At 68.3% G+C, this 19,908-nt stretch carries 18 protein-coding genes and 1 pseudogene; 8 read left to right on the top strand and 11 right to left on the bottom strand.

All coding sequences use genetic code 11. The annotated features are described in order from the left end of the window. The 3 genes from sufC to MBTS_RS17205 all read right to left on the bottom strand — a co-directional run bounded on the left by sufC (nt 1) and on the right by MBTS_RS17205 (nt 3,654). Nucleotides 1-753 carry a Fe-S cluster assembly ATPase SufC gene (sufC, locus tag MBTS_RS17215; RefSeq protein ID WP_056149298.1) on the bottom strand — a complete coding sequence of 251 codons (753 nt, stop codon included), beginning with the start codon at nt 751-753 and terminating at the stop codon, nt 1-3. 196 nt (nt 754-949) lie between these two features. After that, nucleotides 950-2,419 (bottom strand): Fe-S cluster assembly protein SufB, encoded by a 1,470-nt coding sequence (gene sufB, locus MBTS_RS17210; RefSeq protein ID WP_026175872.1) that lies wholly within the window; start codon nt 2,417-2,419, stop codon nt 950-952. A 74-nt stretch (nt 2,420-2,493) separates the two neighbouring features. Further along, nucleotides 2,494-3,654: a cysteine desulfurase family protein gene (locus tag MBTS_RS17205; RefSeq protein WP_192216101.1), complete on the bottom strand. Its 1,161-nt coding sequence runs from the start codon at nt 3,652-3,654 to the stop codon at nt 2,494-2,496. A gap of 266 nt (nt 3,655-3,920) precedes the next feature. Between MBTS_RS17205 and MBTS_RS17200 the strand changes: the two genes are divergently transcribed. Continuing rightward, on the top strand, nt 3,921-4,577 hold the full coding sequence (locus MBTS_RS17200) for an alpha/beta hydrolase (RefSeq protein ID WP_018043440.1): 657 nt from the start codon (nt 3,921-3,923) through the stop codon (nt 4,575-4,577). A gap of 130 nt (nt 4,578-4,707) precedes the next feature. Here the strand turns inward: MBTS_RS17200 and MBTS_RS17195 are convergent, their stop codons facing one another. The 4 genes from MBTS_RS17195 to MBTS_RS17180 all read right to left on the bottom strand — a co-directional run bounded on the left by MBTS_RS17195 (nt 4,708) and on the right by MBTS_RS17180 (nt 10,107). Continuing rightward, a complete protein-coding gene (locus tag MBTS_RS17195; RefSeq protein WP_056149294.1) occupies nt 4,708-4,986 on the bottom strand; it encodes a virulence factor in 279 nt (92 codons plus the stop codon). Beyond that, on the bottom strand, nt 4,986-5,198 hold the full coding sequence (locus MBTS_RS17190) for a DUF5397 family protein (protein WP_056149292.1): 213 nt from the start codon (nt 5,196-5,198) through the stop codon (nt 4,986-4,988). The genes MBTS_RS17195 and MBTS_RS17190 overlap by 1 nt, the downstream gene beginning before the upstream one ends. 54 nt (nt 5,199-5,252) lie before the next feature. Further along, nucleotides 5,253-9,368 (bottom strand): Pls/PosA family non-ribosomal peptide synthetase, encoded by a 4,116-nt coding sequence (locus MBTS_RS17185; RefSeq protein WP_210322842.1) that lies wholly within the window; start codon nt 9,366-9,368, stop codon nt 5,253-5,255. Between the two features lie 154 nt (nt 9,369-9,522). After that, nucleotides 9,523-10,107, bottom strand: coding sequence for a histidine phosphatase family protein (locus tag MBTS_RS17180; RefSeq protein ID WP_056149290.1), 585 nt, complete (start codon nt 10,105-10,107; stop codon nt 9,523-9,525). A 182-nt stretch (nt 10,108-10,289) separates the two neighbouring features. On the opposite strand from MBTS_RS17180, the gene MBTS_RS17175 reads away from it, so the two are divergent. Both MBTS_RS17175 and MBTS_RS17170 read left to right on the top strand, forming a co-directional pair. Then, nucleotides 10,290-11,279, top strand: a complete 990-nt coding sequence (locus tag MBTS_RS17175; protein WP_192216100.1) for a polyphosphate kinase 2 family protein — start codon at nt 10,290-10,292, stop codon at nt 11,277-11,279. Nucleotides 11,280-11,339: 60 nt separating this feature from the next. Further along, on the top strand, nt 11,340-12,494 hold the full coding sequence (locus MBTS_RS17170; protein ID WP_147832100.1) for an AAA family ATPase: 1,155 nt from the start codon (nt 11,340-11,342) through the stop codon (nt 12,492-12,494). Nucleotides 12,495-12,517: 23 nt separating this feature from the next. On the opposite strand, the gene MBTS_RS17165 is transcribed toward MBTS_RS17170, so the two are convergent. From MBTS_RS17165 to MBTS_RS17150, 4 genes are all read right to left on the bottom strand, one after another. Continuing rightward, on the bottom strand, nt 12,518-13,558 hold the full coding sequence (locus tag MBTS_RS17165; protein ID WP_192216099.1) for a hypothetical protein: 1,041 nt from the start codon (nt 13,556-13,558) through the stop codon (nt 12,518-12,520). Nucleotides 13,559-13,658: 100 nt separating this feature from the next. Continuing rightward, nucleotides 13,659-14,504 (bottom strand): enoyl-ACP reductase FabI, encoded by an 846-nt coding sequence (gene fabI / locus MBTS_RS17160; RefSeq protein ID WP_018043432.1) that lies wholly within the window; start codon nt 14,502-14,504, stop codon nt 13,659-13,661. A 114-nt stretch (nt 14,505-14,618) separates the two neighbouring features. Continuing rightward, entirely contained in the window at nt 14,619-15,560 is a 942-nt protein-coding gene (locus tag MBTS_RS17155) for a DnaJ C-terminal domain-containing protein (RefSeq protein ID WP_147832098.1), read from the bottom strand. 203 nt (nt 15,561-15,763) lie between these two features. Next, on the bottom strand, nt 15,764-16,291 hold the full coding sequence (locus tag MBTS_RS17150; protein ID WP_082473321.1) for an RT0821/Lpp0805 family surface protein: 528 nt from the start codon (nt 16,289-16,291) through the stop codon (nt 15,764-15,766). A 90-nt stretch (nt 16,292-16,381) separates the two neighbouring features. Between MBTS_RS17150 and pdxH the strand changes: the two genes are divergently transcribed. The 5 genes and pseudogenes from pdxH to MBTS_RS17125 form a co-directional block, all read left to right on the top strand. Then, nucleotides 16,382-17,047: a pyridoxamine 5'-phosphate oxidase gene (gene pdxH / locus MBTS_RS17145; RefSeq protein ID WP_373321276.1), complete on the top strand. Its 666-nt coding sequence runs from the start codon at nt 16,382-16,384 to the stop codon at nt 17,045-17,047. Nucleotides 17,048-17,215: 168 nt separating this feature from the next. Further along, a complete protein-coding gene (locus MBTS_RS17140) occupies nt 17,216-17,938 on the top strand; it encodes an SDR family NAD(P)-dependent oxidoreductase (protein ID WP_056149277.1) in 723 nt (240 codons plus the stop codon). After that, a complete protein-coding gene (locus MBTS_RS17135) occupies nt 17,931-19,130 on the top strand; it encodes a hypothetical protein (protein WP_192216098.1) in 1,200 nt (399 codons plus the stop codon). Before MBTS_RS17140 ends, MBTS_RS17135 begins: the two co-directional genes overlap by 8 nt. Nucleotides 19,131-19,149: 19 nt before the next feature. Continuing rightward, a complete protein-coding gene (locus tag MBTS_RS17130) occupies nt 19,150-19,635 on the top strand; it encodes an NUDIX hydrolase (protein WP_056149273.1) in 486 nt (161 codons plus the stop codon). 74 nt (nt 19,636-19,709) lie between these two features. Then, nucleotides 19,710-19,908, top strand: a pseudogene (locus tag MBTS_RS17125) (TIGR02301 family protein); the annotation flags it as partial.

Below are 19,908 nucleotides of genomic sequence, written 5' to 3'. Positions count from 1 at the left end.
TCAAGCGGCCTCATTCGTGCGGTACTCGGCGTAGCCGGAAGCCTCGAGCGCCTTGGCGAGGTCCTTGTCGCCCGACTTCACGATCTGGCCCTGCGACATCACGTGGACCACGTCCGGCACGATGTAGTCGAGCAGGCGCTGGTAGTGGGTGATGACGAGGAACGAGCGGCCTTGTGCGCGGAGCGCATTCACGCCGCCGGAGACGATGCGAAGGGCGTCGATGTCGAGGCCGGAATCGGTCTCGTCGAGCACGCAGAATTTCGGCTCCAGCAGGGCCATCTGCAGGATCTCCATGCGCTTCTTCTCGCCGCCGGAGAACCCGACATTGAGGGCGCGCTTGAGCATCTCCTTGTTGATCTCGAGCTTCTCGGCAGCAGCATTCACCTTGCGGATGAAGTCGGGGGTGGAGAGCTCGCCTTCGCCGCGCGCCCGGCGCTGAGCGTTCAGTGTCGCCTTGAGGAAGGTCATGGTGCCGACGCCCGGGATCTCCAGCGGGTATTGGAATGCCAGGAACACGCCGGAGGCCGCGCGCTCGTCGGGCGACATTTCGAGGATGTTCACGCCGTCGAGCAGGATCTCGCCGTCGGTGACCTCGTAGTCCTCCTTGCCGGCGATGACGTAGGACAAGGTCGACTTGCCGGAGCCGTTGGGGCCCATGATGGCGGCGACTTCGCCGTCCTTCACGGTGAGGTTGAGACCGTTGAGGATCTGCTTGTCCTCGATGGCGACGGTCAGGTTCTTGATTTCGATCATTGCAGCAAAGTCCGTTCTAAAACTTGAAACGCGGAGCGACCCTTCCCCGTCCACGGAGAGGAGCGTGCCTACGGAGCGGGCGGGTCGGTACGAAGTCCCGCAGGAGGGGGCGACCTCTCAGGTTCGCGCGCTCCCCTCATCCGGCCCGCTTCGCGGGCCACCTTCTCCCGCAGAGGGGAGAAGGGAAAAACCCGGCTCAGCCCACCGAGCCTTCGAGGCTGATCGAGATCAGCTTCTGGGCCTCGACGGCGAACTCCATCGGCAGCTGCTGCAGTACGTCGCGGACGAAGCCGTTGACGATGAGCGCGGTCGCCTCCTCGTTGGAGAGGCCGCGCTGCTGGCAGTAGAACATCTGGTCTTCCGAGATCTTCGAGGTGGTGGCCTCGTGCTCGAACTGCGCCGACGAATTTTTGGACTCGATGTACGGCACCGTGTGCGCGCCGCACTGGTCGCCGATGAGCAGCGAATCGCAGTTAGTGAAGTTGCGTGCGCCCGTGGCCTTGCGGTGTGCGGACACCAGCCCGCGGTAGGTGTTCTGCGAACGCCCGGCGGAAATACCCTTCGAGATGATCCGGCTCGTCGTGTTCTTGCCGAGATGGATCATCTTGGTGCCGGAATCGACCTGCTGCATGCCGTTCGACACCGCGATCGAGTAGAACTCGCCGCGGGAATTGTCGCCGCGCAGGATACAGGACGGGTACTTCCAGGTGATCGCCGAGCCGGTCTCGACCTGGGTCCACGAGATCTTCGAGTTGGCGCCGCGGCAGTCGCCACGCTTGGTGACGAAGTTGTAGATGCCGCCCTTGCCCTCGTTGTCGCCCGGATACCAGTTCTGGACCGTCGAGTACTTGATCTCGGCGTCGTCGAGCGCGACGAGCTCGACCACGGCGGCATGGAGCTGATTGTCGTCGCGCTTGGGGGCGGTGCAGCCCTCGAGATACGAGACGTAAGAGCCCTTGTCGGCGATGATGAGGGTCCGTTCGAACTGCCCCGTGTCGCGCTCGTTGATGCGGAAATAGGTCGACAGTTCCATTGGGCAGCGCACGCCCGGCGGGATGTAGACGAACGAGCCGTCGGAGAAGACCGCCGAGTTCAGGGTCGCGAAGAAGTTGTCGGTCACGGGCACGACCGAGCCGAGGTACTTCCGCACGAGGTCCGGGTATTCGCGGATGGCCTCGGAGATCGGCATGAAGATCACGCCGGCCTTCGACAGCTCGGCCTTGAACGTGGTGGCCACCGAGACCGAGTCGAACACCGCGTCGACGGCGACCCGGCGCTCGGGGGCGATGCCCTCCAGCACTTCGACCTCGCGCAGGGGAATGCCGAGCTTCTCGTAGGTCTTCAGGATCTCGGGGTCGATCTCGTCGAGGGACATCGCCGCCGGGCGCTTGGGGGCGGCGTAGTAGTAGATGTCCTTGTAATCGACCTTGTCATAGGAGACCCGCGCCCATTCGGGCTCCTTCATGGTCTGCCAGCGCTTGTAGGCGTCGAGGCGCCAGGCCAACATCCATTCGGGCTCGTCCTTCTTGGCCGAGATGAAGCGGATCACGTCCTCGGAGATGCCCTTGGCGGACTTCTCCATCTCGATCGTGGTCTCGAACCCGTACTTGTACTGGTCGAGGTCGATCGAGCGGACCCGGTCGATGGTTTCCTGCACTGCAGGCATTGCACGTCTCCTGACCTACACCGGCGTCAAGGGCCGGGGGTTTTCGCGAGAGGATGGCTTGGGTGGGCGGCGCTTCAGGCCGCCTGCCCTCGCCGTTGATATAGGGTTCCCACGTGCCGTTCGAAGGCCGTGAGGAAGCGTGAGCGGTCGCTTTCCGTGCTGTTCCAGCCGAAACTGACGCGCAGCGCCCCCGCAGCCAGCGCGGGGCTCACGCCCATGGCGGCCAGAACGGTGGAGCGGCCGACCTTGCCCGACGAGCAGGCCGATCCGGACGAGATCGCGATGCCGGCGAGATCCAGCGCCATCAGCGCGGTTGCCGCATCGAGGCCCGGCACGGAAAAGCACAGGGTGTTGGGAAGGCGCGGCGCGCCGCTCCCGAAGATGACGGCATCCGGTGCGATCCGAAGAAGAGCGCTTTCCATGGAGTCACGAAGACCGGCATCGACCCCCGAGAGGCCCGCCTGGGCGATCCGTGCCGCCTCGCCCAGCCCGACGAGGCCGGGCAGGTTCTCCGTACCGCAGCGCAGGCGAGATTCCTGGCCGCCGCCGCGCAGGAAAGCCTGCTCCAAGGTGACGCCTTCGGCCAGCACGATGGCGCCCGTGCCCTTCGGCGCGGCGAATTTGTGGCCGGACAGGGTGAGGGCATCGAGGCCGAGCCCGGCACAATCGAGAGGGATTTTCCCCACCGCCTGCACCGCGTCGCTATGGACGAGGGCGCGGCCATGCGCTTTGGCCAAGGCGACGATCTCGGCGAGGGGCTGGATCACGCCGGTCTCGTTGTTGGCCGCATGGATGGAGACCAGCACGGCCTCGTCGCGCGCGCGCTCCAAGCCTCGCTCCAAGGCGGTGAGGTCGATCAGCCCGGACGGCAGCACCGGCACGACCTCCACCGATTCCGGCGCGAAGCGGTGTCCCGCCAGAACGCAAGGATGCTCGGTGGCGCCCACCAGGAGGCGTGTGGGCGCGGGACGTCTGGCCTTGGTCAGTGCGCCGGACAGGACCGCATTGGCCGCTTCGGTGCCGCCGCTGGTGAAGACGACGCGGCCCCGGCCGGCCCCGACCAGGGCGGCGACGTGCTCGCGTGCCGCTTCCAGGGCGGCCTTCGCCGTCCGGCCCTCGCGATGGATCGACGAAGGGTTGCCCGGCAATTCCAGCGCCCGCGCGACCGCCGCCGCCACCTCCGGACGAACCGGCGATGTCGCGTTGTGGTCGAGATAGGCGCGCGAAACACTCATGCGTTGGTCAAGGTCCGAACCGACATTTCCTTGCTTTTGCCCCCCGTCATCATGCTAAGGCGCCGGAACGACACGTCTTCGCCAAGCGCCGAGCTTCGGGAGACGACCGATCCGAGATCTCTCGAAACGATCTAGTTTAGAATGATTCTAATAACCTAGAATTATTCTAAGAGCGTTTTTAAGAGTGCGGCGCAGCGAGTCAAGGCGCGTTGGCCGACAAGGATGGGTTGCCCTCGCACTGCGGCGCCAGGAGTTTTGGAAAGACCATGCCCGAAGTCATCTTCACCGGACCCGCCGGCCGTCTCGAGGGGCGCTACCAGGCGCCCAAGAAGAAGGGCGCGCCGATCGCGATCGTGCTGCATCCGCACCCCCAGTTCGGGGGCACGATGAACAATCAGATCGTGTACAATCTTTTCTACACCTTCGCCAATCGCGGCTTCGCGGCCCTGCGTTTCAATTTCCGCGGCGTCGGCCGCAGCCAGGGCAATTTCGACCATGGCACGGGTGAGTTGTCCGATGCGGCCTCGGCGCTCGACTGGGTGCAGTCGGTCAATCCCGAGGCGCGGGCCTGCTGGATCGCCGGCGTCTCGTTCGGTTCGTGGATCGGCATGCAGCTGCTCATGCGCCGCCCCGAGATCGAGGGTTTCATCTCGATCGCGGCCATGGCCAACCGCTACGATTTCACCTTCCTGGCCCCCTGCCCGTCCTCCGGCCTGTTCGTGCACGGCTCCGAGGACCGCGTGGCTCCCGCCCGCGAGGTGATGCCGGTCATCGAGAAGGTGAAGGTGCAGAAGGGCGTCATCATCGAGCATCAGGTGGTCGAGGGCGCCAACCACTTCTTCGACGGCAAGGTCGACGAGCTGACCCAGACGGTCGACACCTATCTCGACAAGCGGCTCGGCCCGAAAGATCAGGTGGGTTGAGACCGGCGAGCGGAATTGATCTGCCGTCCGCGATCCTCCCTCGAAGGCCGGCGTAGCGCCAAGCTCCGCCGGCTTTCATCGATTGGGAAGAAGTATGCCCGGCGATCGGCTGAGATAGCGCGAGCGCTGCCTAGCTCTTGATCAAGGCGGTGAAATCCGACCATTGCTCGACACGGAAGGCTCTGATGTCGCGTACCGATTGCTGGAACCAGCTCAGCCCCTTCAGAGCCGTGATGGCCGAGAACAGCTTGGCCAGATCCTCGTCCTTGCTGGTGTAGAGGCTGCCCTGCACCCAGTCGAAACCATGCCCGGAGAGGGTGGTGCGGATGTCGCTATAGGCTTGCGACACTCCTTTGGGATGCTGGGTCTGTGCCTCCGCGACCGCCAGATCGAACGCGATAGCGAACATCACCGCTCTCTGGGATCGTCCAGCACGTCGGCGAGTCGATAATCGATCTCCTCACCGGTCTCCAGCACGCGAACCCGCATCAGCCACTCGCCATCCGCAAGCGCATTGCCCACGCTGACGATCTCATAGACGGGACCGACCTGGCCGAACCGCCGCCACGTCCCGACGAGGCCCTGCGGGTTTGGAAGTGAAACGGGTGCCATATCGTTCATGGCGCCATCCTACAGCTTTTTGCGGACCGTCCAACGGGAAGAGCAGGCCCCGCGTCAGGCACCCGCCGCCTTGTGAATCACCGGCACCGCCGGCGCCCCCTCCCATTCCGAATGGCTCGGGATCGATTCGCCCTTCATCACGATGGTGAGCGGGCGAAGCCGCGCGTAGTCGCCGACCTTGGTGTCGTAGAGGACGGTGGAGAAGGCACCCACGGACACGCCCTCGCCCACCACCACCCGGCCGACCTTCATGATCCGGTCCTCGTAGAGATGGGTCTGGAGCGCCGAAGTCCGGTTGATCACCGAATAGTCGCCGATGGTGACGCAGTCGAATTCGGTGATGTCCGTGGTGAGCATGCAGACGCCCCGGCCGACCTTGACCCCGAGGAGGCGCAGCATCCAGGGCAGGAACGGCGTCCCGACCAGATGCTCCAGCAGCACCTTGCCGGCCAGGCCCCAGTACAGCACGGCCACGGCCTCGGTGCGCATGGCCCACCACGACCACATCGGCCGCATGCCGGGCTGGTAGACTCCCATCAGCAGCCATTTCACCCCGATCACGGTGAAGGACTGGATGAAGGCGATGGCGACGCTGACGACGACGAAGCTGATGGCCAGACCGGTCCAGTCCTGGGCGAGGATCGCGGGGTAGAAGTAGAAATCGATGGCCGAGATCGCCAGCGTGATGAACAGCATTGGCGAGAACGAGGTCGAGAACGCCTCGAAGATGCCACGCCGCAGCTTCGGTCCCAGACCCGGCTCGTAGGTCTGAGCGTTGGAACCGAGATCGACCTTCTGGCGCGAGGGCAGCTTGATCGGCGGCGAGCCGAACCACGTATCCCCCGGCGCCATCAACTCGTTGGCGGGCGGCTTCGACTTGATGCCCACCAGCATGTCGTCGGGAATCACCGCGCCCGGTGGCACCACGGCGTCGTTGCCGACGAAGACGCGTGCGCCGGTGCTCACGGGATGCATGTGCATCCAGCCCCGGCGGATCTCCTCCTCGCCGAACACCACCTCGTCTGCGATGAAGTTGCGCGCGCCGACATCCGCCAGATCGTAGCGCCCGGCGAGGTTGGTGGAGATCTCCGCCCCCTGCCCCATCCGCGCGCCCATCAGCCGGTACCAGGCCCGCATATAGACCGTGGCGAAGAGCGAGGAGAGCGTCTCCAGCGTCACCTCGGCGGCGAGCGCCACCGCCCATTTGCGCAGGTAGAAGCCGCTATGGATCGAGTAGGTGCCCGACGAGACCCGCGGCAGGACGAGCCAGCGGATGCCCGCGATGAGGAGCACCGTGCCCGCCGTCATCAGCATGGCGGTGGGCCAGGTCAGCAGCGGCAGGTACCAGTGGTAGTCGATGTCGGTGATGTCGCTGAGCGAGTCGCTGAGCTGGTCGAAGATGTAGAAGGCCGGGAAGATCGGCAGCAGGCCGACGGCCGGGATCGCGGCGAGCAGGAAGGCGTAGACGGCCAGGAACCCGGCGCGCCTACGGGGCGAGGCCTGGGCGGCCTCGGGTAGGTCTGCGGGGTCGGCCATGCCGACCTTGCGGCCGGGCGAGCCGTCCCATTGCTCGGCGCGTCCCACCACCGTGCCGGTGGGAATCGTCGTCAGATCGGCGATCTCTGCGAAATCGCCGATGGTCGTCTCGGGGCCGATGACGCAGGAGGTGCCGATGGCCACGTCCGCGCCGATGCTGACGGGGCCGATGACGAGTTCGTTGCCCACCACCTCGGCATTGGCGATGACGAGGCGGCCGCCGAGCGAGGCTCCTTCCCCGACGGTGAGGAGGTCGGGCGCGCCGACCTCGATGTCCGAGATGAGGGCGTCCGCGCCGATCTTCGCGCCCAGCAGGCGCAGGTAGATGGCGATGGCGGGCGAGCCCTGGAGCCATTTCACGTGGACGAGCGGGGTCAACCGCTGCGTCAGCCACCAGCGATAATAGTAGACGCCCCAGAGCGGGTAACGGCCGGGCTTGGTGCGCCCTAGGATCAGCCATTTGGCGGCCACCGCGATGGAGGCGGTGACGGCGTTGATGCCGATATAGACGAGGAGCAGCACCGCCATCTCGCCGAAGAAGCCGAGCGAGCCGCCGGTGAGCAGCAGGTAGGTGACGAAGATGCCGAGCCATTGCGAGGTGGCCAGCGCGATGACGAAAGGCAGGGCGAGGGCCTGCGCGGTTCCGCAGAGGACGCGGCGGAGGAGCGGCGGCGCTACGAATCCGAGGTCGCGCACCGCCATCTGCGTGCCGACGCCGCCGGTGCGCTCGATCAGCGCCTCGGACATGGCCCGGAGGGTGCGCCGGGTATAGACGTCCTGCAGGGTGATGGCGGCCAGCGCGGGCGCCTCGCGCACCGCGCCGACGAAGCGGGCGGCCAGAAGCGAGTGTCCGCCGAGATCGGTGAAGAAGTCGGCCTCGAACGGGATCGGCTGGTTGCCGAACACCTGCTTGGCTGCGGCCAGCATCGCCGCCTCGGTCTCGTTGTCGGGCAGTTCCTGCTCGCCCGACAGGTCGGCGACCGTGAGGGTCGCGATGCGCAGGGCCTTGCGGTCGACCTTGCCGGAGGTGAGGCGGGGCAGCACCTCCACCACCTCGAAATGCCCCGGCACCATGTAGGGCGGCATCTGCTCGGCGAGGGTGTGGCGCAGGGCGGCCTTGTCGAACTCCGTTCCCCGTTCCGGAATCAGGAAGGCGACGAGCCGGTCGACACCGTCGTCCTGGCGCAGGACCACCGCCGCCTGATTGATGCCGGCCTGCGCCTGGATGCGGGATTCGATCTCGCCGAGCTCCACTCGGAAGCCGCGGATCTTCACCTGGTCGTCGATGCGGCCGTGAAAGAGGATCCGCCCCTGCGCATCGAGGGAGACCGCGTCGCCCGAGCGGTAGAGAACCGGATCGGTCCCATCGGAGGCGAACGGGTTGGCGACGAATTTCTCCGCGCTCAGTTCCGGACGCTGGAGATAGCCCTTGGCGACGCCCGGGCCGCCGATGAGGAGCTCGCCCTGCTGGCCGGGCCCGAGCAGTTCCAGTCCCTCGCTCGCGACATAGACGGAGTAGTTCGGGATCGGGCCGCCGATGGTGACGGGCTCGCCCGGCCGCATCTCGGCGGCGGTGGCCACCACCGTGGCCTCGGTCGGCCCGTAGGTGTTGAACAATTGCCGGGAGGCCGTGGCCCAGCGGGCCACCAGGGGCTCCGGCAGGGCCTCGCCGCCCAGGAGCACGAGGCGGACGCTCGGCAGCGTCTGAGACAGCATGGCGAGCAGCGTCGGCACCGTGTCGAGGACGGTGACGCGGTTCTGCGTGAGGATGTCGGGCAGCGCCTCGACGTCGCCCATCATGGCCGGGCTCGCCACGAACAGCGTCGCGCCGACGAGGTAGGGAACCCAGATCTCCTCCATCGAGAGATCGAACGCCACCGAGGCGCCCTGGAACACCACGTCGTCGGGCCGCATGCCGTAGAGGGCGTTCCCCGAGCGCAGGAAGTGGCAGATATTGGCGTGGCTGATGACGATGCCCTTGGGCAATCCCGTCGAGCCCGAGGTGTAGATCAGATAGGCCGGATGCGCGGGGGTGAGGCCGGCGCCGCGCGGATCGGGGCGCGGCGCATCCGCCGGCACCTCGGCGAGAAGCGCCTCCGTCGTGAGGGACGGGGTTCCCGTGGGCGCCTGGGGCGCGAGGGCGGTCGAGACCAGGAGCAGCTTGGCTTGCGCGTCGTCGAGGCAGACCGCCACGCGGTCGGCGGGAGCCTCCGCATCGAAGGGGAGCCATGCGGCTCCCGACATCGTGATGCCGATCTGGGCGATCAGCAGGTCGGGGCCGCGCGCCATCCAGAGGCCGACGACGTCGCCGGGGCCGATGCCGCGATGATTCAGGCCACGGGCGATGGCGAGCGCGCGGGCCTCGACCTCCGCATAGGTGAACTTCGGATGACGGCCGGCCGCGTCCCGGCTCGCGCCGTCCACGATGGCCGGATGGTCGGGGCGCAGGCGGGCGCTGTCGGAAAAAATCTCTCCCAGAACCTCGTCCCGGATGAGGTCCGGGCGGCTCTCTCCGCGCAGCACGGCCTTCCGCTCCGGCGCTCCGGCGCCGCTATGCGACCCGATCTCGCCCCGTTCGGCCTTGTCCACAAGCGACTCCGCCCGAGGCCGGGTCGTCTCGGCGAGACTGCTCATCCGATGCTCCGCTGCCGGCCCCGCCGCTGCGAGACCGTCCTTTTGGCCGGGTTAGGCGCCCGGATCGTGCCGAAATCGCGGCGCCCCACTGTGGTCGCGCCCGCTTAGCACGTTTGCCGAGCCGCCTAGAACCGGTCTTCGCGGAGAAAGCGGATCAGGCCCAGCGCCAGCGGGACTGGTCGAGGACGAGGACGCTGCCCTGGCGGATGCCCATCCGGGGGGCCTCGCGGATGCTGGTATAGCCGAGGATCACCAGGATGGCGCGGGCGACCCCGCCATGGGCGACGATGACCGCCGGCCGCTGCAGGTCCGCGATCGCCGGCCTGACCCGGTCCACCAGCATGGCATAGCTCTCGCCATGCTCGCCCGGCGGACGATAGCCCCAGCGGTCCCGGTCGCGTGCCAGGGCGCCCCGGCTGTCGCGCCGGCGGATCTCGGCCCAGGTCGAACCCTCCCAGGTGCCGAAGTTGATCTCCATCAGGCGAGTGTCGACGGCATAGGCCTTCGGCGCGAGATCGAGGCTGGCCCGGAGCACCTCCATCGTCTGTCGCGTGCGCGTGAGCGGGCTCGCGACGAACGCGGCCTCGGCGAGGCTGGCCCCCGCCACGGCCTTCAGCCGTTCGGCCACGCTTTCGGCCTGGCCCAGGCCCGTGGCGTTGAGAGGCACGTCGCGCTGACCTTGGAGGCGGCCCTCCGCGTTCCAGTCGGTCTGGCCGTGGCGGATGAAATACACCGTCATGCGCGCCGGCCGTTCGTGGCGGGGCGCCGCGCTTGTCCGGAACGGGCACGGCCGCGGATCGTTGTCGCGCTCAAGGTTGCTCCAGGCGTTACAGGCATCGGCACACTGCTTTCCCGGAGCGGCGGTGCGCTGGTGCGGTGCCCGCGGCATCGATTGAATATCGTATAAGGCGAAATGTGATCATGGCGAAGAAGCGCGGCAAGCGGCATTCGGGCCAATCGGACACCACGAGGGCGCGCAAGCCCAAACCGCTTAGCCCACGTCCGGAATCGGACCAGCCGCCCTCCTCCGCCGCCTGGGCCCGTTCGGTGATGCGCCATGCCAAGCGCGAAAGCCCGGTCGACACGGCCGCCCTCGCCTCCTGCGCGGCAGCCGGCATCGTCACCGTGCAGCCGGGCGAGGCGTTGGATCTCGCCGCGATCGACGCCAATGCCGATGGCGGGCTCGACAAGGAGGCGTCCAAACAGGCGCTCCTCGTGGAGCATGGCCGCATCCAGGCGTTGCAGGAGCGGCTCTATGCCGAGCATCGGCGCAGCCTTCTCGTGGTGCTCCAGGCCATCGATACCGGCGGCAAGGACGGCACCATCCGGTCGGTCTTCGAGGGGGTGAACCCGCAAGGGTGTCGGGTGTGGTCGTTCAAGGTCCCGAGCGCGGAGGAGCGCGATCACGACTTCCTCTGGCGCTACCACGCCAAGGTGCCGGGGCGCGGCATGATCGGCGTGTTCAACCGCAGCCATTACGAGGATGTGCTCGTGGTGCGAGTGAAGTCCCTGGAGCCGGAGGGGGTATGGCGACCGCGCTACGACCTCATCAACGATTTCGAGCGGATGCTGACCCTGTCGGGCGTCACCGTGCTGAAGTTCTTCCTTCACATCTCGAAGGACGAGCAGAAGGAGCGCCTGGAGGCGCGGATCGCCGATCCCGAGAAGCATTGGAAGTTCGATGCGGCCGACCTCGTCGAGCGCCAATCCTGGGACGCCTATCAGGGCGCCTTCACCGATGCCCTGAGCCGCTGCTCCACCTCGCACGCGCCCTGGCATGTGGTGCCGGCCAACCGCAAATGGTACCGCAACCTCCTCGTCGCCCGCACCATCGCCAACACCCTGGAAGCGATGGATCCGCGCTATCCGGACGCTCAGCCGGGCATCGCCGAGCTGACGGTGCCGGATTGACCTGATCCGACCGCGCGACGATGGTTCGTGCGTCGGGAGCCGGTGCTTGAGAATGCGCGCATGCTGACCGTCCGCGACGTGGCGGCCTCGGGATACCGCTCCCTGCGGTCCATCCGGTTTCCGGTGGAGGCCCTCTCGGTCTTCATCGGGGCCAATGCCGTCGGCAAGACCAACCTCTACCGGGCGCTCGAACGCCTGCAGGCCGCCGCCGCCGGCACGCTGGTGCGTGATCTCGCGGCGGAGGGCGGGATGGACTCGGTCGTCTGGGCCGGACCACGCAGCGGCAAGGGGCCGGTGCGGGTGGGGTGGTCCGTCGAGCTCGGCGACGAGGCTGCGTCCGTCGCCTACCGATACGAGATCGAGGTCGGTCTGGTGCCCCAGTCGGAGGACGGCCCCAGGGGGGCCGCCTTCCTGCTCGAACCGCAGATCAAGCGGGAGCGGCTCACCGTCCTGTCGGGCCGGCGGCCGGCGGCCATGCTCGAGCGTGACGGGCCTTCCGGCTTCGTGCGCGGCGATGACGGCCGCAAGCGCTCTCTCGGCACGAGTCTCCTCGCCACGGAAACCGCGCTCGCGGCACTTCAGGACGCGGTCGCGTTTCCCGAATTGCATCTCGTCCGGCATGCGCTGCTGGATTGGCGCTTCCACCACGATTTCCGCACCGACGCGGCCTCGGCCCTGCGCCGGCCCTGCCTCGCCGTCACCACGCCGACTCTGTCGTCGGACGGATCCGACCTCGCCGCCGTGTTCGCCACCCTCCGGCACATCCGCGAGGACACCGTCGATCTCGACGGGGCCGTGGGCGATGCCTTCCCCGGGGCGCGCCTCGTCATTCCGTCGCCCGGCCGCGAGGCGAGCTTCGGGATGGTCTTCCCCGATTACCCCGAGCGCGTGTTCGAGGCCGCCGAACTGTCGGACGGGACGCTTCGCTATCTCGCCCTCGCCGGGGCCCTCCTCGCCTACCGGCTCCCGCCCTTCATCGCCCTCAACGAGCCGGAGACGAGCCTCCACCCGGACCTGCTCGATCCCCTGGCACGGATGATCGTGACCGCGTCGCGTCGCACACAGGTCTGGCTGGTGACCCATTCGGAGCGGCTGGCCGACGCGATCGAGGAGCAGGGCGGTGTGTCGCCCCGCCGGGTGTTCAAGCGGGACGGGGCGACCTGGATCGACGGGCTCAAGCTGTCGGGAGAGTTCGCGGAAGCCGACGACGCTTGACGGGGGCTCTCATGCTCAGCCGGTCATGCCCTGTCGCCGTGGTCGGGCCGCCAGCGCCGGAGAGATCCCGGCAGCGACCGCATCATTGTCCCGCCGATCCTGTCGGCATGGCGCTGGTAGAGGATGCCGAGGCCGATCAGGCCGAGACCGATGAGCGACAGGGCGAAGGGGAAGAGCAGCGAGTCCCTGAAGACGCGGTTCGCCAGGTCGCCGAGATAGAGTGCCACGCCAATGGCGCCGAACACCGCGTAGATCCGCCGAGACAGGAAGATGGCGAGGCCGATGAGCGCAACGTTCAACAGGGCATAGAGCGCCTTCGCCACCTCGCTGTCGGAGGATTGCCACGTCAGGGCGCCCCAGAAGGTGAGGATGCCGGAAAGATGGAGCCAGAACGCGTAATCCGTCCGCTTCTGGCGCAGGTCCACCGCCCAGGCGAAGGCGATGAGGGCGAGGCCGAACCAGAGCGAGATCGTCCGGCGGGTTTCCCAGTCGAGATCCGGCCCCGTGGCCCAGAGGCCGATATCCATGGACAGGAACCACAGGGCCACCGCCGCGATCAGGGTGATGAAGCCGAAGCGTGTGGCGCGCAGGGCGATGGCCGAGGCCACGAGGGTCGCCGCTTCCATGGGCACCCAGCCGCCCTTGATCCAGGTGAAGACGTCGCGATAGGCGCCCGGCCGGCCCTGTTCACCCCAGCCCCAGCTCTCCTGCAGGCCGTAGACGGCGAGCGGCGTCATGGCCACGGCGCAGGCGATGAGGAGACCGCCGGGGACCGGCAGGTCGTGCGCGATGCGGAGGTGCCGCCCGGCGGCGACGAAGGCCGCCGCGTAGATCAGGGCGGTGGCGGTGAGAGCCGGTCCGCCCATCATCCCGAAGGCGAGGGTCGAGAACAGGCCCATGGCGCCGATGACCACCAGGGCGCCGGCATACCAGAGCACGTGGGCGAGATCGAAGGAGACGGCCCCTCCCGGCCGTGTGGCATAGAAGGCGGAAAGCGCGCGTGCCTGTTCGGCGGTGATGATCCCGGCGGACGCCGCATCATCGAAAGCGGGACGGGTCTTCATGGGGACAGGGCCTCGGCGGGACGCGGCCCCGGAGCGGGTCGGTCCCTCGCCTTATCCGCCGGGGCAGGCCGGCGCGGCGCGCTCCCGCACGCGGCCCGCCTCACTCCTTGCTGTCGAGCCTCAGATCCGGCGCGTCCGGGTTCTTCATGCCGACCACGTGGTAGCCGGCATCCACATGGAGGATCTCGCCGGTCATGCCGCGCGACATGTCCGATATCAGGTAAGAGGCGGTCTCGCCGACCTCCTCGATGGTCACCGTCCGCCGCAGGGGCGCGTTGTACTCGTTCCACTTGAGGATGTAGCGGAAGTCGCCGATGCCGGAGGCGGCCAGGGTCTTGATCGGGCCGGCCGAGATCGCGTTGACGCGGATCTTCGAGGGGCCGAGATCGGCGGCGAGATAGCGCACCGAGGCTTCCAGCGCCGCCTTGGCGACGCCCATGACGTTGTAATGCGGCATCCATTTCTCGGCGCCGTAATAGGTCAGCGTCAGGAGAGAGCCACCGTTGGGCATCAGCTTCTCGGCGCGCTGGGCCACCGCCGTGAACGAGTAGCACGAGATCATCAGCGACTTGGTGAAGTTCGCCTCCGAGGTCTCGACGTAGCGTCCCGTCAGCTCGTCCTTGTCGGAGAAGGCGATGCAATGGACGACGAAGTCGATCCCCTGCGGAAAGACGCGGCCGGCTTCCGCGAAGACGGCGTCGATGGAGGCGCCGTCGGTGACGTCGCAATGGCCAACCACATGGGCATCGAGCTCGCGCGCCAGGGGCTCGACCCGCTTCTTCAGGGCATCGCCCTGGTAGCTGAAGGCGAGCTTGGCGCCGTGGGCATGGGCGCTCTTGGCGATGCCCCAGGCGATGGACCGGTTGTTGGCGACACCGAGCACCAGACCGCATTTTCCGGCGAGCAAGCCGCCGACGTGATCGTGTACCGGGTTCGTGTCCGCCATGAGTCACCTGAGCCAGAGGCCGTCGCGCGCCGGAGCGCACCCGTCCGGACCTGGGGGGAAGCGCTCGCGCCGAGGCATCCTTAGCGGAGGTGCGCCGGGGACGGAAGTCCGCGCCTATGCCTGTCCAGAGGCGGTGCGCGCCGCCCGGCGCCCGTTAGCATAGGCGAGGAGGGTCTCGTCCTCGCTCGCCGGCAGCGAGATCGCCGTGGTGGCGAACAGGTCGCCGCGGGTGCCGTCCTTCTTCGGCAGGCCCTTGCCCTTGAGGCGGAAGGTCCGGCCCGAACTCGTCATGGCCGGAACGCGCATCTCCACCGCGCCGGTGAGGGTGGGCACGCGGATCGGGCCGCCGAGGATCGCATCTTCGAGGGCCAGATCCACGGAGGTGCGCAGATCCGCCCCCTCCACGGTGAAGCGCGGATGCGGCAGGATGCGGATGGTCAGCAGGGCGTCGCCCGGCGAGGAGCGTGGACCGCCCGGGTTCCCGAGGCCGCGCAGGCGGATGGTTTGCCCGTCCACGACGCCCTTGGGGATCACCACGTCCACGTCGCGTGAGCCCAGCGAGATCCGCAGCTTCTCCTCGCTCGCCACCTGCTCCAGGGTCACGGAGAGTTCGGCGGCGAGATCTTCACCCTTCATCGGTCCCCTGGCGCCGGGACCGCCACCGGCACCGCCCCGGAACGTGTCGCCGAACAGGTGCGAGAAGATGTCCTCGCCGATCCCGCCGCCGCCCGCCCGGTTGCGTGCCGCGCTCTCGAAGTCGAAGCCCGCCGAGCGGGCGCCACCCGGACCGCCGCCGAAGCCACCGAACCCGTCGAAGCCGGCCGGCGCGCGGGGCTTGCCGTCGGCATCGATCTCGCCACGGTCGAACTGGCCGCGCTTGGTGGCATCGCCGAGGATCTCGTAGGCGCTGTTGGCCTCCGAAAAACGGTCCTTGGCCTTGGCGTCGTTCTTGTTGGTGTCGGGGTGGTAGGCCTTGGCGAGCTTGCGATAGGCCTTCTTGATGTCGGCCTCGCTGGCGCCCTTGGCCACACCCAGCACGTCGTAGGGATTGCGCATCGTCTGTTATTCGGTCTCGGTGCCGCACGGGGCCGGGCTCATGCCCGCCCCTGTCGAAGTCTTCCGCTATGTGGAATGGATGTTGCTTCTATGCAACGGTCATCCGGCAGGATTCGACGGTTCGATCCACGCGTCAACCCGCCGCCACGCCGGACGATCCCAAAGGCGGCACGATCTTGCCAACAGCCGAGCCGTTCTCGGCGTCAGGCCTTGGCTTTGGCCGTGCGGATACGGGTCAATTCCCATTCGCCCCCCGAAGGCTTGCAGCCGGTACCGCGCACGAAACGACTGCGCGATGGCGCGATGACCGAGGCGAGGAAATCCCGGCAGATCAGGTCGTTGGCGACGTAGGGAAGGCCCGTCGGGTTGACGGAGCCGCGCAGGGACGAATCCGGGTTGTCCCACTTGACCGGACGACCGTTGCCCTGCGGATCGAGGGCCACCGCCAGGGCCGCGTGCGCCCGGCGCCAATCCTCGTCGGACATCTCGCTGCCGAAGCTCTTCGGGCGCTTGTCGATGCTCCCCGTGACCAGGGGCTCGGGGACCGTCACGTCCGGTTCCGACTTGCTCTCGCTCTGGAAGGTGAGGATCGGAATGCCGCAGCCGGCGAGCGACAAGGCCAGGGCCACGCTGCCCGACGTCAGCACCGCCGCGCACCGGGCGCGGGCCAGACGGGGTGCGACGACGGCACGGATGGAGACGGGTTGGGCTTTACTCTCGCTCCGACGCATTACACCTGTTCTCACGACGTGACCCGAACGACGACAAATCGTGTCCCACGTCGGTGCCCCCGACCCGGATCTCACTCACAGGATTACGCCTTGGATCGGTTAAGGATCGATGAGCCGGCCACGCCCGGCAGTGTCTCACCCGCCGCCTCCCCCCTCGGGGCCGGTGGAGACTTCACGCTGTCCACAGACCCCTGGGGACTGTTTTCCGCCTGGATGGGCGAGGCCGAGCGTGCGGAGCCCGAGGATCCCAACGCCATGGCACTCGCCACGGCCGGCTCCGACGGCCTGCCGGACGTGCGCATGGTGCTGCTCAAGGGAGCCGATGAGCGGGGCTTCGTCTTCTATACCAATGTCGATTCCGCCAAGGGCGAGGAACTGGCGCAGAACCCGCAGGCCGCCCTGGTCCTGCATTGGAAGAGCCTGCGCCGGCAGGTCCGCGCGCGCGGACCCGTGAGCCACGTGTCGCTCGAGGAGGCGGATGCCTATTTCGCGAGCCGCCGCCGCGAGAGCCGGATCGGTGCCCATGCCAGCCGCCAGTCCCGGCCGCTGGCCGACCGCGCCACCCTGGAAGCGGAGGTCGCCGCCCTGTCGGCCCGCTACGAGGACCAGCCGGTGCCGCGCCCGGAGAACTGGACGGGGTTCCGCATCGCCCCGGTCTCCATCGAGTTCTGGCAGGATGGGCCGTTCCGGCTCCACGACCGCGTCCGCTTCACGAGGGACGGCGGCGGCTGGCAGGGGGCGAGACTCTATCCGTGAACCGCCATCGGCCGGGAATGGGCGTTGTCTCGACCGCTTCCAGCCTTGCTGCGCCGCGGGATCGACCCTGGATTTCCCGGCTGGCGCAGCTTAGACCTGGGCTGTCCACCGCCCCCGGACCCTGAAGGAACGGCCTTGGCCATATCGAGCAATGAACGCCGCCGCGTCATGCTGCTGACGGGCGCAAGCCGCGGAATCGGTCACGCCACGGTCAAGCGCTTCTCCGCGGCCGGGTGGCGGGTCATCACCTGTTCCCGCCATGCCTTCCCCGAGAATTGCCCCTGGGAGATGGGACCGGAGGATCACCTCCAGGTCGATCTCTCGGACCCCGAGGATACGATGCGCGGTGTGGCTGAAGTCGCCGGCCGTCTCGCCGACGAGGGCGGCCTGCTCCATGCGCTGGTCAACAATGCCGGCATCTCGCCCAAGGGCAGCAACGGCGAGCGCCTCGGCGCCATCGCCACGGAATTCGGCGACTGGCGCAAGGTGTTCCAGGTCAACGTCTTCGCGCCCCTGCTCCTGGCACGCGGCCTGTGCGAGGAACTGACCCGCGCCAAGGGCTCCATCGTCAACGTCACCTCGATCGCGGGGTCCCGCGTGCATCCCTTCGCGGGCGCGGCCTACGGCACGTCGAAGGCGGCGCTCGCCGGCCTCACCCGCGAGATGGCCAGCGATTTCGGCCCCCTCGGGGTGCGGGTGAACGCGATCTCGCCGGGCGAGATCGATACGGCGATCCTCTCGCCCGGCACCGACAAGATCGTGGCCGGCATCCCGCAGCGGCGCCTCGGCACGCCCGACGAGGTGGCCAAGGCGATCTACTTCCTCTGCACCGAGGCCTCCTCCTACGTGAACGGCGCCGAGTTGCACATCAACGGCGGCCAGCATGTCTGAACGAGGTGCGCTCTCGGCGTTCCTCGCGGTCTCCATTCTCGTCGCCTCGCTCCTGGGCGCGCAGCCCGTCCGGGCCGATCCGGTCGTGACGATCCTCGACCTGCCGTTCAGGGCGCGCGCCATGCGCGGCCCCGGCAGCGAGGTCTCCCTGGCTGTGGCGACCTCGGGCCTCCTTCCGCTCGCCCGTCCCAAAGGGTTGAAGGGCGAGGTGGTGGAGGATGTGTCCCTGGCCGTCCTGTGGGGCGACGAGGGCGGTGCCGCCCTGACCCTCGCCGACCGCAAGGTCGCCACCACCCTTCTCGGTGTGGAGGCCATCGACGGGCTCGCGGTCTCCGAGACCCCGCGCGGTGCCGTTGCCGGCACCCGGCGCGCGACTCTCGGTCCGCTCAGTGCCCACCTGTCCGACCCCGTCCGCCCCAATGCCAGCGAGTTCGAGCGTGCCGGGACGCTCACCATCCGCGAGCGCCAGCCGGTGGGGATGAGCGCCGATCCGAAGCCCGTCCCCATCGTGACCACCGCGGTCACCGCCGGTCACGGCGCTGCCTTCGCCCTGCGCCGCCCCATAGCGATCCTCATCGACGGCCGGCCGGTCATCGTGGCGGTGACGGCGCAAGAGGGCGGATCGGCTCTGGTCGTGGTCGGCAAGCCTTCGGCAGGGTTGGGCAAGCCTTCGGCGGAGCCCGGCAAGCCCTCGGCGGAGTCCACCAAATCCCCGGCGGAGCCGGACAAGGCATGGGCCATTCTCGCCCGGAGCCCGGTTCAGGCGGTGGGGCCGGGTGGACAGTCGCTGACACTCGCGGCGATCGGCGATGTCTCGAAAGCCGGTCAACCCCGGATCGCCGCGGTGGCGGCGCCCGACGGGGCCGGCATCCTCCAGCTCTGGGCCTACGAGGCCGGAGCCCTGCGACTGGTCGGCGAGGCCACCGGCTACACCACCCTGTCTCCGGGCGAGGGCGGGGCCGACCTGTCGGCCGTTCTCGATGCCGATGGGGACGGTGTGGCCGAACTCGCCTTGCCGGTGGCGGATCGGAGCGCCCTGGCCATCCTGTCCCTGAAGGACGGCATCCGCGAGGTGAAGCGCATCCCCTTGCCCGGCCTTGCCGCCTTCGGCGTCGCGGCAATCGGCCACGGCCCTCGCACGCGCCTTCTCGTCGGCCTCGCCGACGGGCGGGTGGCGCTCATCTCTCCGTAACCGAGAAACGTCGAGCCCCATGAGCGAAGCAGCGAGCGAGGACGGTTCCGACGTCCGGCTCTTCCCGGCGCGCCCCTTCTTAGGCGCGTCCATCGCCGTCATCCGCGACGGGCGGGTGCTGCTGGCCGCCAGGGCCAACGAGCCCCTGCGCGGGGTCTGGACGCTTCCCGGCGGGCTGGTGGAGCCCGGCGAGACCCTGGCGCAGGCGGCGCTGCGGGAGCTCGGCGAGGAGGTCGGCGTCTCGGCCGTGGTCGTCCGCTCCCTGACCCCGACGGAGATCATCCTGCGGGCCGAGGATGGCCGGGTGCGCCACCATTACGTCGTCCATCCCCACGCCGCCCTCTGGACCGCCGGCGAGCCGGCCCCCGGCCCCGAGGCCCTGGACGTGCGCTGGGCTCTTCCCGACGAGCTCGCCGATCTCGCCACGACGCCCGGATTGCGGGAGACGGTGGACGAGGCCTTCGCGCAGGTCGCTGGCCTGGATGGCGATACGCAATCCCGATGAGACCGACGGGCTCCTCGTCTCGACCGGTAAACGGTGTAAACCTGCCCGATGAGGTTCGCGGCGGAGGACGGGGTGTGGCTGTGACGTGGGTGAGGCGATGCCTGTCGCCCGTGCTGATGTTCGCCACCCTCGCGGTGGGCATGCCCGATCTCGCTTCGGCTCAGCAGCGCCCCAACCCGGCGCGGCCCGCGCAGAAGGCCCCGGAGAAGGACAAGGAGCCCCCTGCCCCCTCCGAGCCGCCGCCCGCTCCCTACGACCGGGACCTGATGCGGC

This window comes from Methylobacterium bullatum, assembly GCF_014845095.1.
GTDB lineage: Bacteria > Pseudomonadota > Alphaproteobacteria > Rhizobiales > Beijerinckiaceae > Methylobacterium > Methylobacterium bullatum.
This window is presented reverse-complemented; position numbering and strand designations above follow the sequence as displayed.

What these genes read in the sequence shown, in the direction of transcription:
- sufC (WP_056149298.1), bottom strand. Translation starts at nt 753, where the DNA reads ATGATCGAAATCAAGAACCTGACCGTCGCCATCGAGGACAAGCAGATC.
- sufB (WP_026175872.1), bottom strand. Translation starts at nt 2,419, where the DNA reads ATGCCTGCAGTGCAGGAAACCATCGACCGGGTCCGCTCGATCGACCTC.
- MBTS_RS17205 (WP_192216101.1), bottom strand. Translation starts at nt 3,654, where the DNA reads ATGAGTGTTTCGCGCGCCTATCTCGACCACAACGCGACATCGCCGGTT.
- MBTS_RS17200 (WP_018043440.1), top strand. Translation starts at nt 3,921, where the DNA reads ATGCCCGAAGTCATCTTCACCGGACCCGCCGGCCGTCTCGAGGGGCGC.
- MBTS_RS17195 (WP_056149294.1), bottom strand. Translation starts at nt 4,986, where the DNA reads ATGTTCGCTATCGCGTTCGATCTGGCGGTCGCGGAGGCACAGACCCAG.
- MBTS_RS17190 (WP_056149292.1), bottom strand. Translation starts at nt 5,198, where the DNA reads ATGAACGATATGGCACCCGTTTCACTTCCAAACCCGCAGGGCCTCGTC.
- MBTS_RS17185 (WP_210322842.1), bottom strand. Translation starts at nt 9,368, where the DNA reads ATGAGCAGTCTCGCCGAGACGACCCGGCCTCGGGCGGAGTCGCTTGTG.
- MBTS_RS17180 (WP_056149290.1), bottom strand. Translation starts at nt 10,107, where the DNA reads ATGACGGTGTATTTCATCCGCCACGGCCAGACCGACTGGAACGCGGAG.
- MBTS_RS17175 (WP_192216100.1), top strand. Translation starts at nt 10,290, where the DNA reads ATGGCGAAGAAGCGCGGCAAGCGGCATTCGGGCCAATCGGACACCACG.
- MBTS_RS17170 (WP_147832100.1), top strand. Translation starts at nt 11,340, where the DNA reads ATGCTGACCGTCCGCGACGTGGCGGCCTCGGGATACCGCTCCCTGCGG.
- MBTS_RS17165 (WP_192216099.1), bottom strand. Translation starts at nt 13,558, where the DNA reads ATGAAGACCCGTCCCGCTTTCGATGATGCGGCGTCCGCCGGGATCATC.
- fabI (WP_018043432.1), bottom strand. Translation starts at nt 14,504, where the DNA reads ATGGCGGACACGAACCCGGTACACGATCACGTCGGCGGCTTGCTCGCC.
- MBTS_RS17155 (WP_147832098.1), bottom strand. Translation starts at nt 15,560, where the DNA reads ATGCGCAATCCCTACGACGTGCTGGGTGTGGCCAAGGGCGCCAGCGAG.
- MBTS_RS17150 (WP_082473321.1), bottom strand. Translation starts at nt 16,291, where the DNA reads ATGCGTCGGAGCGAGAGTAAAGCCCAACCCGTCTCCATCCGTGCCGTC.
- MBTS_RS17140 (WP_056149277.1), top strand. Translation starts at nt 17,216, where the DNA reads ATGCTGCTGACGGGCGCAAGCCGCGGAATCGGTCACGCCACGGTCAAG.
- MBTS_RS17135 (WP_192216098.1), top strand. Translation starts at nt 17,931, where the DNA reads ATGTCTGAACGAGGTGCGCTCTCGGCGTTCCTCGCGGTCTCCATTCTC.
- MBTS_RS17130 (WP_056149273.1), top strand. Translation starts at nt 19,150, where the DNA reads ATGAGCGAAGCAGCGAGCGAGGACGGTTCCGACGTCCGGCTCTTCCCG.